At 68.3% G+C, this 12,844-nt stretch carries 14 protein-coding genes; 9 read left to right on the top strand and 5 right to left on the bottom strand.

Annotated elements, in window-relative coordinates; translation table 11 throughout:
• Window positions 1-75: 75 nt before the first annotated feature.
• A complete protein-coding gene (locus ACYSM9_RS11935) occupies window positions 76-1,107 on the top strand; it encodes a YflT domain-containing protein (RefSeq protein ID WP_461857175.1) in 1,032 nt (343 codons plus the stop codon).
• A 101-nt stretch (window positions 1,108-1,208) separates the two neighbouring features.
• Here the strand turns inward: ACYSM9_RS11935 and ACYSM9_RS11930 are convergent, their stop codons facing one another.
• On the bottom strand, window positions 1,209-2,783 hold the full coding sequence (locus tag ACYSM9_RS11930) for an aminopeptidase P family protein (protein WP_461857174.1): 1,575 nt from the start codon (window positions 2,781-2,783) through the stop codon (window positions 1,209-1,211).
• An 80-nt stretch (window positions 2,784-2,863) separates the two neighbouring features.
• On the opposite strand from ACYSM9_RS11930, the gene ACYSM9_RS11925 reads away from it, so the two are divergent.
• Window positions 2,864-3,712, top strand: coding sequence for a PHP domain-containing protein (locus ACYSM9_RS11925; RefSeq protein ID WP_461857173.1), 849 nt, complete (start codon window positions 2,864-2,866; stop codon window positions 3,710-3,712).
• A 12-nt stretch (window positions 3,713-3,724) separates the two neighbouring features.
• On the opposite strand, the gene ACYSM9_RS11920 is transcribed toward ACYSM9_RS11925, so the two are convergent.
• The 4 genes from ACYSM9_RS11920 to ACYSM9_RS11905 all read right to left on the bottom strand — a co-directional run bounded on the left by ACYSM9_RS11920 (window position 3,725) and on the right by ACYSM9_RS11905 (window position 7,314).
• The gene (locus ACYSM9_RS11920; RefSeq protein WP_461857172.1) at window positions 3,725-4,597 is read right to left on the bottom strand and encodes a DNA-methyltransferase; all 873 of its coding nucleotides are present in this window, start codon (window positions 4,595-4,597) and stop codon (window positions 3,725-3,727) included.
• 8 nt (window positions 4,598-4,605) lie between these two features.
• A complete protein-coding gene (locus ACYSM9_RS11915; RefSeq protein WP_461857171.1) occupies window positions 4,606-6,267 on the bottom strand; it encodes a DEAD/DEAH box helicase in 1,662 nt (553 codons plus the stop codon).
• Between the two features lie 329 nt (window positions 6,268-6,596).
• Complete coding sequence (locus ACYSM9_RS11910) at window positions 6,597-7,004, bottom strand: DUF302 domain-containing protein (protein ID WP_461857170.1); 408 nt, start codon at window positions 7,002-7,004, stop codon at window positions 6,597-6,599.
• A 52-nt stretch (window positions 7,005-7,056) separates the two neighbouring features.
• Window positions 7,057-7,314: a metal-sensitive transcriptional regulator gene (locus ACYSM9_RS11905; RefSeq protein WP_043452296.1), complete on the bottom strand. Its 258-nt coding sequence runs from the start codon at window positions 7,312-7,314 to the stop codon at window positions 7,057-7,059.
• Between the two features lie 125 nt (window positions 7,315-7,439).
• Here ACYSM9_RS11905 and ACYSM9_RS11900 point away from each other — a divergent pair, with 125 nt between their 5' ends.
• The 7 genes from ACYSM9_RS11900 to ACYSM9_RS11870 all read left to right on the top strand — a co-directional run bounded on the left by ACYSM9_RS11900 (window position 7,440) and on the right by ACYSM9_RS11870 (window position 12,844).
• Window positions 7,440-8,057, top strand: coding sequence for a rhodanese-like domain-containing protein (locus ACYSM9_RS11900; RefSeq protein WP_461857169.1), 618 nt, complete (start codon window positions 7,440-7,442; stop codon window positions 8,055-8,057).
• A complete protein-coding gene (locus ACYSM9_RS11895) occupies window positions 8,054-8,812 on the top strand; it encodes a sulfite exporter TauE/SafE family protein (protein WP_461857168.1) in 759 nt (252 codons plus the stop codon). The genes ACYSM9_RS11900 and ACYSM9_RS11895 overlap by 4 nt, the downstream gene beginning before the upstream one ends.
• Before the next feature lie 20 nt (window positions 8,813-8,832).
• A complete protein-coding gene (locus ACYSM9_RS11890; RefSeq protein ID WP_461857167.1) occupies window positions 8,833-9,174 on the top strand; it encodes a rhodanese-like domain-containing protein in 342 nt (113 codons plus the stop codon).
• Between the two features lie 44 nt (window positions 9,175-9,218).
• Entirely contained in the window at window positions 9,219-9,515 is a 297-nt protein-coding gene (locus ACYSM9_RS11885; protein WP_461857166.1) for a rhodanese-like domain-containing protein, read from the top strand.
• A 63-nt stretch (window positions 9,516-9,578) separates the two neighbouring features.
• Window positions 9,579-9,941 (top strand): thioredoxin, encoded by a 363-nt coding sequence (trxA, locus tag ACYSM9_RS11880; RefSeq protein ID WP_461857165.1) that lies wholly within the window; start codon window positions 9,579-9,581, stop codon window positions 9,939-9,941.
• A 109-nt stretch (window positions 9,942-10,050) separates the two neighbouring features.
• Window positions 10,051-11,451 carry an MBL fold metallo-hydrolase gene (locus ACYSM9_RS11875; protein WP_461857164.1) on the top strand — a complete coding sequence of 467 codons (1,401 nt, stop codon included), beginning with the start codon at window positions 10,051-10,053 and terminating at the stop codon, window positions 11,449-11,451.
• 112 nt (window positions 11,452-11,563) lie between these two features.
• Complete coding sequence (locus ACYSM9_RS11870; protein ID WP_461857163.1) at window positions 11,564-12,844, top strand: MFS transporter; 1,281 nt, start codon at window positions 11,564-11,566, stop codon at window positions 12,842-12,844.

Below are 12,844 nucleotides of genomic sequence, written 5' to 3'. Positions count from 1 at the left end.
CTACAGGCTACCGAGTCTGCTCACTTTTAGCTGAATTTACAGGCAGCACCCACGTTGATGGGCAAGAATGGGTTTATGTCGAACATATTTGGTGCACCCAAGGCCGGCGCCCCGAACGGGCCCGACGACGCCCGGGCGGTCCCCACCGGTGACACCGTTGGCTCCTACAACTCCTACCTCGACGCCCAGAAGGCCGTCGACTACCTGGCGGACCAGCAGTTCCCCGTCCAGATGGTCTCGATCGTGGGCAATGAATTGAAGATGGTGGAGCGGGTCACCGGGCGGCTGAGCTACCCCCGGGTGGCCCTTTCGGGGGCATTGAGCGGCATGTGGTTCGGCCTCTTCGTAGGCGTCATGCTGTCCTTCTTCGCGCCGTCGCCGGGGTACTTCTCCATCCTTACCTCGGTGCTCATGGGTGCGGCCTTCTTCATGCTGTTCGGCATCGTCACCTACGCGATGCAGCGGGGCAAGCGCGACTTTACGTCCACCAGCCAGGTGGTCGCCACCAACTATGACGTCATCGTCGCACCCGAGGCAGCCCACGAGGCCCGCCGCCTCCTGCAGCAGCTGCCCATGACCCGGTCCGACGCCGCCGCCGGCCACGGCCCGTACACCCAGCACGACTATTACAACCAGCCGTACCAGAACCAGCACCACCAGCAGCAGGGCCAGGGTCCTGCCCGGCCCGCCGGCTGGAACGACCCCTACGGCCAGCGCTCCGCCGGGCCCCAGGCACAGGACGGCGGCTACCCGGACCAACAGCATGGGGCCCAGGAGCAGGGTGCCCCGCAGCAGGGTTCCCAGCACTATGGTGACCAGCAGTACGGCCAGCACGACGGCGGCCAGCACCAGCAGCCGTCCCACCCGGTCCGCTCAGTCCGGTACCCGGACCTGCCCGATGGCCGGCCGCAGTACGGTGTCCGCCTGCCGCAGGGGCCTGCCGCCGGCGCACAGCAGCCGGGCCAGGACGCGGCAGCAACCCCCAGCCAGGACGCCGGCCACGGGTCCGCGCCGCACGATGCAGCTTCGCACGAGGCCGCATCCGGCGACAATGGTGGGCAGTTCGGCGGCGGGGACGACCGGCACCGGGGCGAACCCCGGCAGTAGGACGTCCCGGAAACGGGAGCTGACCAGGGGCAGACGCACAGCGGGGCCGCCGGAACAATGACCATGTCACTGTCCGGCGGCCCCGCTTTTGCCGTTGGGCCTCAGGCCTCTTCGGTCCGGTAGATTCCGGCCATCCAGTCCTCAACCTCGGACGCCTTACGCGGAAGCGCGGCGCTGAGGTTGACCGGCCCGTCGGCCGTCATGAGCACATCGTCCTCGATGCGGACGCCGATGCCGCGGAACTCCTCCGGGATCGCGAGGTCCTCCTTCTTGAAGTACAGCCCAGGTTCGATGGTGAACACCATGCCCTCGGTGAGGACGCCGTCGAGGTAGAGCTCCCGCTTTGCCTGGGCGCAGTCATGGACGTCCAGCCCCAGGTGGTGGCTGGTGCCGTGCGGCATCCAGCGCCGGTGCTGCTGGCCCTCGGTGCTGATGGCTTCCTCCACGCTGACCGGCAGCAGGCCCCACTCGGCAAGGCGCTCGGCCAGCACGGTCGTCGCTGCCGTGTGGATGTCGCGGAACTTGGTGCCGGGCTGGGCGGCGGCAAAGCCGGCATCGGCCGCGTCCAGGACGGCCTCGTAGACCTTGCGCTGCACATCGCTGAACGTGCCGCCGGCCGGCAGGGTACGGGTGACGTCGGCGGTGTAGAGGGAGTCCACCTCCACACCGGCATCCAGCAGCAGCAGTTCGCCGGAGTGGATCCGGCCCGTGTTGCGGGTCCAGTGCAGCACCGTGGCGTTGTTGCCCGAGGCGGCGATGGTGTCGTACCCCAGTTCGTTGCCCACCTCGCGGGCGCGGGCGAAGAAGGCGCCCTCCACCACCCGCTCGCCGCGGGCGTGGGTGAGGGCCCGCGGCAGGGCCTTGACCACTTCCTCGAAACCCTCGACGGTGGCTGCCACGGCGAGCTTCATCTGCTCGATTTCCCACTCGTCCTTGAGCAGGCGCAGCTCGGAGAGCGCTTCGCTGAGCTTCTCATCGAGCGCGTCCAGGATGCCGAGGTCCAGGTTTTCCGGGTCCCTGGCGGTGTTATAGCGTGCGGTGTCCACCAAGGCGTCAATGTTCTCGTCCACCTTGCGGACCAGGCGGATCGAGATGCCGCCGATTTCCGGGGCACCCACGTCCTTGGTGATGGCCGTTTCCAGCAGGTCGATGTGGGCCGTTGCCAGGCCAAGACGGGCCTCGAATTCCGCCAGCGTAGGCCGGGCGCCGATCCAGAATTCGCCTGACCGTGCGTCGGCGTAGAACTGTTCCGTGTCCCTGCCGGCCAGCGGCCGGAAGTAGAGCGTGGCACGGTGGTTCGAGCCGTCGTCGCCCGTTCCTTCCCCAACCGGCTCCAGGATCAGGACAGCGTCAGGCTCGTGGTCCAGGCCCAGGCCGGTCAGGTGCGCAAACCCGGAATGCGGGCGGAACCGGTAGTCGCAGTCGTTAGAGCGGACCTTGAGCGGCCCGGCAGGGATGACCAGGCGTTCGCCCTTGAACTGCGCGGAGATGGCCTTGCGCCGCCTGGCGGCGTACGCGGCAACGGCGTCGCGCTCCGGGGTCTCCTGGCTCGACGGGGCCCAGTTGCTGGCCATGAAGGCCTTGAAGGCCTCGGAGCTGGGCCGCTGCGAGCGGTTGTTGACGCGCTCCTCCAGCGGCTGGGAAGCAGAATTGTGGGTGTTTTCGGCATCGTTCACGGGACCATCGTCTCACCAGCGCCGCGGCGAGGCGAACAGCGCAGCGCCGTCCACGATTCCCGGTCCACTAGGCTGGACAAGTGAGGATTGACCTGCATGCCCACTCCAACGTCTCCGACGGCACAGAGACACCGGCCGGCGTCATGGCCTCCGCTGCCCACGCGGGGCTGGATGCGGTGGCGCTGACGGACCATGACTCGACGGCGGGCTGGGCTGAGGCCGCGGAGGCCGCGGTGGCACGCGGTGTGGCCCTGGTGCCCGGGATGGAGGTCTCGTGCCGGACCGGGGAGGGCATCAGTGTCCACCTGCTCAGCTACCTGCACGACCCCACGCACCCCGGCCTCCTCGAAGAGATCACCAAGGCCAAGGATTCCCGGCTCACGCGCGCCGAGCGGATGGTGACGCTGCTGGCGGAGGACTACCCGCTGACGTGGGACGACGTGATCCACCACGTTGCGCCGGGCGCCACCCTGGGCCGGCCGCACATAGCCGACGCCCTCGTCGCGGCAGGTGTGGTGGAGGACCGCTCGGAAGCCTTCGCCTCAATCCTGACCTCACGCTCGCGGTACTTCATCCCGCACTACGCACCCGACCCCGCCACCGCCGTCGAACTTGTCCGTGCGGCCGGCGGAGTGCCGGTGTTCGCCCACCCCGTGGCGTCGGCCCGGGGCAGGATCGTGGGGGAGCGCACCTACCGGGAGATGATCGACGCCGGACTGGCGGGCCTGGAGATCGACCACCGCGACAACCCGGAAGAGGGGCGCGCGTTCCTGCGCCGGCTCGCTGCCCGGCACGACCTGCTGGTGACCGGTTCCTCCGACTACCACGGGACCGGCAAGCCCAACCTGCTCGGCGAAAACCTCACGTCCCCCGAGGTGCTGGCACGGATCGAGGAACTGGGCACCGGATCAGCCGTGGTGCGCCCCTGACCTTCCTGCCGGTCAGGCGGCCGGGAACGACGTGACTGTCGCGTGCGCACCCAGGCGCCTGGCCATGATGTCGATGGCCGGCTGGTTCTGGTCCACGCAGACAAATTTCCTGCCCAGCTTCGCGGCGACCGCCCCCAGCGTGCCGGAGCCGGCGAAGAAGTCCAGGCACCAGTCCCCGGGCCGGCTCGAGGCCGCAACCACCCGGCGGACCAGGCCTTCCGGCTTCTGGGTGGGGTAGCCCGTTTTTTCCTTGCCGGTGGGGGAGACGATCGTGTGCCACCAGACGTCCGTAGGCAGCTTGCCCAGCTCCCGCTTGGCGGGCGTGACCAGGCCGGGGGCCATGTACGGTTCCCGGTCCACTTCGGCGCTGTCGAAATGGTACTTCGCCGGATTCTTCACGTACACCAGGATGTTGTCGTGCTTCGTGGGCCACCGGTTCTTGGCGCGCGCGCCGTAGTCGTAGGCCCAGATAATCTCGTTCAGGAAGCATTCCCGGCCGAAGATGGCGTCCAGCATCACCTTGGCGTAATGCACCTCGCGGTAATCGAGGTGCAGGTACAGGGTGCCGTCGTCGGCGAGGAGGCGCCATGCCTCCACCAGCCGTGGTTCCAGGAAGGACCAGTAGTCGCTGAACGCGTCATCGTAGCGGTGCAGGGCTCCTTTGACGGTGTCGTAGGAGCGGCCCTTGAAGCCCACGCGGTCCCCGGTGCCGTCCGCGTTGGCCACCATCCTGGTTTCCTGGCGCTGCTGCGGCCTGCCCGTGTTGAAGGGCGGATCCACGTAAATCAGTGTGAAGGCGCCGTCCGGCAGCGTCGGGAGGTACGCCGCGTTGTCCGCGTGCACCACCAGGCTGCCGCCGTCCGGCGCCCAAACAGTGTCAGTCATGGGGGCAGTTAGCCCTCGGAGGTGCCAGGCTGCGTGCCCTTGTCAGCGCCGGCAACCACTTCACCGTTGCGGCGGCGCGTGCGGGTGCGGGTGCGCCGGGCGCGTGAGGGCTTTTCGCCCTCGGCAGCGGGGGCGGCGGCCTCGCCGGCAGGGGCTGCGGCGGCGGAGTCGGAAGAACGACGGCGGCGCTGGCCCGAGCGGGGGGCCGAGTCACTGCTGCGGCCGCCTTCGCGGCTGCCGCCACCGCCGGTGCGGCCACGGCCGTCCCTGCTGCCGCGGCTGTTCTTCTTGCCGGTCTCGCCCAGGTCCTCGAGGACTTCGGCGTCGACACCGGCGAGCGTCCGCTTGTCGCGCGGCAACCGGCCCTTGGTCCCCTCGGGGATGTCGAGGTCCGTGTAGAGGTGCGGCGAGGAAGAGTAGGTTTCCACCGGTTCGGGCACGTTGAGGCCCAGTGCCTTGTTGATCAGGGCCCAGCGGGGAACATCGTCCCAGTCCACGAACGTGACGGCGGTGCCCTTGTTGCCGGCGCGGCCGGTGCGGCCCACGCGGTGCAGGTAGATCTTTTCGTCCTCAACGCACTGGTAGTTGATGACGTGGGTGACGTCCTCGACGTCGATGCCGCGCGCCGCGACATCGGTGGCCACCAGGACGTCCACCTTGTTGTTGCGGAATGCCCGCAGGGCCTGTTCGCGGGCACCCTGGCCCAGGTCGCCGTGGATGGCGGCGGCGGCGAATCCGCGGTCGACCAGTTCCTCGGCCACCTTCGCGGCGGTGCGCTTGGTCTTGGTGAAGATGATGGTGCGGCCGCGGCCACGTGCCTGCAGGATGCGGGCCACCACCTCGGTCTTGTCCATGCTGTGCGCACGGTAGATCAGCTGGCGGATGTCCCGTTTGGTCAGGCCCTCGTCCTCGGGATCAGCGGCGCGGATGTGCGTCGGCTGGGTCATGTAGCGCCGCGCCATGGCGATGACCGGGCCGGGCATGGTGGCGGAGAACAGGAGGGTCTGGCGGACGGCGGGGGTCGCCGCGATGAGGGTCTCCACGTCGGGCAGGAAGCCGAGGTCCAGCATTTCGTCGGCTTCGTCCAGCACGACGATCTTGACGTTCTTGAGGCTCAGGTGCTTCTGCTTGTACAGGTCGATGAGGCGGCCGGGGGTTCCCACCACCACTTCGACGCCCTGCTTCAGGGCCTCCACCTGGGGCTCGTAGGCGCGTCCGCCGTAGATGGTGGCGATCCTCGCGTTGCGCTTGCGCGATGCCGTCTGCAGGTCGTTCGCCACCTGTACGGCCAGCTCACGGGTGGGCACCACGACCAGCGCCTGCGGGGCGCCGGGAACAGCCAGTTTCGCGTAGCCGGGGTCATCCTGGCCGATGACGCGCTGCAGCGCCGGGATGCCAAAGCCGAGGGTCTTGCCGGTGCCGGTCTTTGCCTGGCCGATGATGTCGTGCCCGGAGAGCGCCACGGGAAGGGTCATCGCCTGGATAGGGAAGGGATGCGTGATGCCGGCGTCGGCCAGGGACTCGACGATGTCTGCCCGGACGTTGTAGTCGGCGAAGGACTTCTCCGCGATCTCATGCGGGGTCTCGTCCGAGATGATGGTCTCTTCCGGCTCGATGGTCTCCGTGCCGGACGCGTCGGTCAGAAGCTGGTGGGTATGCAATTCACTCACAGGGAGTTTCCTTATTCATTTGGGCAATGGCGCTGCCTGCTCGACGGGCCGGCCGGGGCTGGCCGTTCCGGAGCACGCTCGGGCGCGCACGCAATTCCAGTGGAAGCCGATCGCGGGCTATCTAAATGCTGGCACTGGTGACCAGCGGGTGAATCTCAAGATCGCGTAGGGGCGGGCTTGTTGGTTTCAAAACATGGAAATCAACGACCGGGCATCCGTTTCTACGTCCCCAGTCTAGCCGCAAGGTGCCTGAAACACGGTTTCGGCCGCTCCGCGGGCGCAGCGGGTTGCCCGCCACGCCGCCGGCCGGGCTCCAACCAGTGCCCGGCCTACGCCGCGATGCTGGCCAGTGCCCTGCCCAGGCGGGCGCCGGCGTCGTCGGCCACTTCCTTGACGGACGGGGCGCTGCTGAGCTGGACCATGGCCTGTGGATCGATGGCCTCGATGGTTGTTCCGTCCGCGCCCCGGGCCCTTCGAACCACCACGTTGCAGGGCAGCAGCGCGCCCATTTCCGGCTCCGCCGCCAGGACGCGGCTGGCGAGTGCCGGGTTGCAGGCGCCGAGGATGACGTAGTCCCCGACGGCGTCCGCGGCTTCGGCGCCAAGCTTGGCTGCGAAGGTGCTGCGGACATCGATTTCCGTCAGGATGCCGAACCCTTGCGCCGCCAGGGCGTCGCGGGTGCGTTGCACGGCCTCATCCCAGGCGAGCGGGACGGTGACGCTGTTCGTGTAACCCATGCCAGGCTCCTAGGTGGGGATTCCGGTCCGGTGGCCGCCGGCTGTGTGCTGTTCAGGCGAGGGAGAGGAAGAGCTTTTCCAGGTCCTTCCGGTCCATGGTTTCGTCCTTCTGGACGATGCACTGCTCCAGGCCGGTGGCAATGATGGCGAAACCGGCCCGGTCAAGGGCCTTGGAAACGGCCGCCAGCTGGGTGACGACGTCCTTGCAGTCCCTGCCTTCCTCGAGCATCCGGGTGACGGCGGCGAGCTGGCCCTGGGCGCGCTTGAGGCGGTTGATCACGGGCGTGAGTTCGGTTGGGTTCAATTCCATGGTGCAGTACTCCATCGACGGCGGTTCTGCGTCCAACTATATACCCCCATGGGTGTTTTGACTACCCCGGGGGGTATCGGTAATACTCGGTGGGGTATCCACCCGACCGCTCCGAGAGGCCGCACATGACCAACCCCTCCAAGGCAACCGCCGTTACCGCACTCGCCCCCGAAAACCTGCAGTCCTGGATCAAGGAGCACAGGGACCTCGTGGTGATCGACGTCCGTTCGGCCGCCGAATTTGAATCGCTGCACATCCGCGGCTCCTACAACGTGCCGCTGCCGCTGCTGGCCGAGCACACCGATGAGCTTGCCGCCCGTCTGGGCTCACGTGTCGTCCTGGTCTGCCAGTCCGGCGTCCGCGCCGAGCAGGCCCGCCAGCGGATGGCCACCGTTGGCCTGGACACTGCCTACGTGCTCACCGGCGGGGTCCCTGGCTTCGCGGCCGCCGGCGGCGACGTGGTCAAGGGCAAGGACCGCTGGGACCTGGAGCGCCAGGTCCGCCTGGCCGCCGGCTCCCTGGTGATGCTGGGCCTGGCCGGGGGCAAGTTCGTCTCGCCCAAGGTCCGCATGCTCGCCGGGGCCATCGGTACCGGGCTGACGTTCTCGGCCGCGACCAACACCTGCGCCATGGGCAAGGCGCTGTCCGCCATGCCGTGGAACAAGGCCGCGAAGGAACCCACCCGCGAAAGTGCCATCCTGCAGCTTCCCGTGCAGGCGGCAGGCGAGGACGCCGCCGCGTGATCCCGGCCCTGGCCCTGGGGCTTGTCGTCGGGATCGTCCTGGGCGTTGTCGGCGGCGGCGGGTCGATCATCGCCGTTCCTGCCCTCGTCTACGGTGTGGGCATGAGCCCGGCCCAGGCGATTCCCACGTCGCTGCTGGTGGTCGGCGTATCCTCGCTTGCCGCGCTGCTGCCCCGGGTCCGGGAGGGCCTTAACTGGCCGGTGATCGCACTCGTGGGTGGCGCCGGCATCCCGGCCGCCTGGGCCGGCGCCGCCGTCGGCCGGCTGCTGGACCCCAATATCCTGATGCTGGCATTCGCCGTAATCATGGTGGCGGCCGGTATCCGGATGCTGATGAAGCCCCGGGAAACCGAGGGGTCCTGCAGTACGGGCCCCCACCGGACTTTCCGGTCCTGCGCCCCAAAGGCGGCTGGGGTGGGCCTGCTGGTCGGGTTTCTCACCGGCCTGCTCGGCGTCGGCGGCGGCTTCCTCATCACCCCGGCACTGACCATCTTCCTGGGCCTGCGCATGAAGCAGGCCGTGGGAACGTCCCTGGCGATCATCGTGGTCAACTCCGCCGCCGGGTTCAGCGCCCATGCCGCCGGTTACACCATCGACTGGGCCACCACCCTGGCGTTCGCGGTACCGGCCATCCTGGGTTCCCTCGCTGCCGCCCGGCTGGCCAGGCGGCTGCACGACAAGCACATCCGTATTTCGTTCGCGGTGCTCATCTTCGCCGTCGCGGCGTGGGTCACCGCCGGCACGGTCACCGCCTGACCACCCAGCAGGAGAACCTCATGGGACTGTTCGATGCCTTCAAGACGGCCTTCAGCAAGCCTTACAAGACCATCTCCGTGGCACGGGCCAAGGAACTCCTGGGTTCCGGCGCCACGCTGATCGACGTCAGGTCCGCCCAGGAATGGCGGACCGGCCGCGCGCCGCAGGCCAAGCACGTTCCGCTGGACCGGCTGCAGTCCAGTACTGCGGGCATCCAGAAGAGCCGCCCGGTGATCGCCGTCTGCGCCTCGGGCGTCCGCTCCGCCTCGGCAGCCAGGCTGCTGGCCGCCAAAGGGTACGACGCCTACTCGGTGCGGGGCGGCATGGCCGCCTGGCGCCAGGCCGGCGAACCCGTCCGCTAGACCCATCACCACCAGCCGCCAACCACTTCGAAGGAGAAAACACCATGGCTGAAATCACCATCGCCGAAACCGACCAGCGCCGCGACGCTGCGCGCATCCTGGACGTCCGCGAGGACTTCGAGGTCGCGGAGGGCATGATCCCCGGCGCCCTGCACATTCCCATGGGCCAGCTTCAGGCCCGCCTGGGCGAGCTGGACCCGGCCGTTCCCGTGATCGCTGTTTGCCGCAGTGGCAACCGCAGCGCCGCCGTCGCCGACGCCCTGAACGGTGTTGGCTACAACGCGGACACCATGGCCGGCGGCATGACCGCCTGGACCCGCGCCGGACTCCCCACCACCTAAGCCCCTCCCGCCCTCGTGCCACAGGGCAACCAACCAACTTCGCCCGAAAGGACCCGACAGACCATGGCAACCATCGACATCACCCAGCAATCCTTCGCCCAGACCCTGGAAGAGAACGATATTGTCTTCGTCGACTTCTGGGCAGCCTGGTGCGGCCCCTGCCGCATGTTCGCCCCAATCTTCGGCGCCGCGGCCGAACGCCATCCGGACATCACCTTCGCGAAGGTGGACACGGAGGCCGAGCAGGCACTCGCCGCAGCTGCGAACATCACAGCCATTCCCACGCTGATGGCATTCAGGAACAAGACCCTGGTCTTCTCCCAGCCCGGCGCACTGAATGCCACCGGGCTCGAGGAAGTGATCCAGGCCGTCAAGAACCTTGACGCGGACCAGCTCCACGCCGAATCCGGAAGTCAGCACGCCTGACACGCAGGCCCAAACGGTGGCGTAGCTGTCGTTGCAGAATACCCCCGGGGGTATCTATACTGGATTCAGAACAACTTCCCATCCCCTTTCAACCGAAGGAGTGCACCACATGCTCATCGAGCGCATTTACGACGAAGACCTCGCCCAGGCCAGCTACCTGATCGGCTGCCAGGCAAAGGGCGAAGCCATTGTGGTGGACGGCCGCCGCGACATCTCCGTGTACCAGGACCTGGCTGCCAGGAACGGCATGAAGATCGTGGCCGTCACCGAGACCCACATCCACGCCGACTACCTCTCCGGCACCCGCGAACTGGCCGCGGCCACCGGCGCCAAAATCTACGTCTCCGGCGAGGGCGGCCCGGACTGGCAGTACGAATTCGAGGGCGAACGGCTCCACGACGGCGACGCCATCACACTGGGCAACATCAGCCTCAAGGCCCTCCACACTCCGGGGCACACCCCCGAGCACCTGTCCTTCCTGGTGACGGACGGCGCCTTCAGCGACCAGCCCGGCTACCTGCTTTCCGGTGACTTCGTCTTCTCAGGCGACCTGGGCCGGCCCGACCTGCTGGACGAAGCCGCCGGCGGCATCGACACGCGGTTCGAGGGCGCCAAGCAGCTCTTCGCCAGCCTCCGCGACAAGTTCCTTACCCTGCCGGACTACGTCCAGGTCCACCCCGCGCACGGCGCCGGCAGTGCCTGCGGCAAGGCCCTCGGCGCCATCCCGTCCTCCACGGTGGGCTACGAACGCCTCTACGCCTGGTGGGGGCCCTACCTCGCCGCCAACGATGAGCAGGGCTTCATCAACGAACTCCTCGATGGGCAGCCTGACGCGCACGCCTACTTCGGCCGCATGAAACGCGAAAACCGGGTCGGCCCTGATGTGATGGGCGAACGCCCCGCGCTGAAGGAACTGGACACCGCCGATGTCGCACAAGCCCTGGCAGCGGACACCCTGACCTTCATCGACACCCGCTCCAACAGCGAAGTCCACGAGGGCACCGTGCCCCGGTCCCTGAACGTTCCGGCCGGCAAGTCCGTTGCCAGCTACGGCGCCTGGGTGGTCAACCCGGAGACGGACAAGAACCCGCTGGTTCTGCTGGCCCAGGACCAGGAGCAGGCCACGGACATGTGGGACCACCTGGTCCGCGTGGGCATCGACAACGTGGCCGGCTACCTCACCAGCATCGAGGGACTGCCCACCGTCACTCCGAAGCTGATCCAACCGGAGGAACTCGACGGCTTCGACGCCGCCATGGTCCTGGACGTCCGCAACAAGACCGAGCACCGGGCCGGGCACGTTCCGGGATCACACCAGCTCAGTGGCGGCCGCGTCATGTGGCACCTGGACGAGCTGCCTGCCGGCGGCACCATCGTGTCCTACTGCCAGTCAGGCGTGCGGAACTCCGTGGCCGCCAGCGCCCTGCGCCGTGCCGGGTACGACGTCGTCGAACTTGACGGCAGCTACGCCGCCTGGACGGCGTGGCAGAACAGCGTGCCCGCGACCTGACTTTCCCAGACCGCCCGGGCAGGACCCCCCTCCTGCCCGGGCTTCCGGCCCGGGCGCGTACCCCCCGCGCCCGGGCCACCTTTATGATGGCGCAACGAAGGGAAAGCAACGGATGACCGGTAGGAGAACCCCCGACTCCAGCCCTGACGGCCCTGGAATGGTCCTGGGCCTGCGGCAGAACCTGGCCCAGTTCCTGCTGCTGGTGGCAGTCAACGCGCTCGTCGGAGGCGCCCTCGGCCAGGAACGGACCGTCCTGCCCCTGCTCGCCACCGAAGTGTTCCACCTTGACCTCTATACGGGCGCACTGACCTACATCCTTGCCTTCGGCCTCGCAAAGGCCGGAACAAATTACTTTGCGGGCACGCTGTCCGACCGGTACGGCCGCAAACCGGTCCTCGTGGCCGGGTGGCTTGCAGCGATCCCCGTCCCGCTGATGCTGATCGCCGCCTCGTCCTGGGGCTGGATCATCGCAGCCAACGTGCTCCTGGGCATCAGCCAGGGGCTCACCTGGTCCACCGCCGTCATCATGAAGATGGACCTCGTCGGGCCCAGGCAGCGCGGGCTCGCCATGGGCTTCAACGAGGCAGCCGGCTACCTGGGCGTCGCGGGCACGGCGCTGGCCACCGGTTACCTCGCCTCCACGTACGGGCTCCGTCCCGCTCCCTTCCTGCTCGGCGCCGCGTACGTTGCGCTCGGGCTGGGACTGACGGTCCTGGCCGTACGGGAGACCCACCACCATGCCCGGGCCGAAGCCTTAGGGCACGCGGGCCCACACCGCAACGCCGGTGCCGGGCTCACCACGCGCCAGGTGTTCACCCTCACCAGCTTCAAAGACCGTTCCCTCTCCGCAGCCAGCCAGGCCGGACTCGTCAACAACCTCAATGACGGGCTCGCCTGGGGCCTCTTCCCCGTCCTGTTCGCCGCCTCCGGCCTGGGCCTGGGCCAGATCGGCATCCTCGCAGCGGCGTATCCGGCCGTGTGGGGCGCCGGGCAGCTGGTCACCGGCGCACTCTCCGACAAATACGGGCGCAAACCCCTGATTACCGCGGGCATGCTGGTCCAGGCCGCGGCCCTGGCCATGGTGGCGCTGGGCACGGACTTTGGCACCTGGCTCGCCGCCGTCGTCATGCTCGGCGCAGGTACCGCGATGGTCTATCCCACCCTGCTCGCCGCCATCGGGGATGTGGCCCATCCCGAGTGGCGGGCCCGGTCCGTGGGCATTTACAGGCTGTGGCGCGACTCCGGATTCGCCGTGGGTGCCCTGCTGTCGGGAGTGATCGCGGACGCCTTCGGCATCCCTGCCGCCACCGCCGCCGTCGCTGTCCTCACCGCCGCTTCCGGCGTGGTCGTTGCGGTGCGCATGCGCCGCACCGACCACCACGGCGTGCGCTGA

Source organism: Arthrobacter sp. C152 (assembly GCF_054890965.1).
The sequence above is the reverse complement of the archived record's forward strand: the minus strand, read 5'-3'. Positions and strand labels throughout refer to the sequence as shown.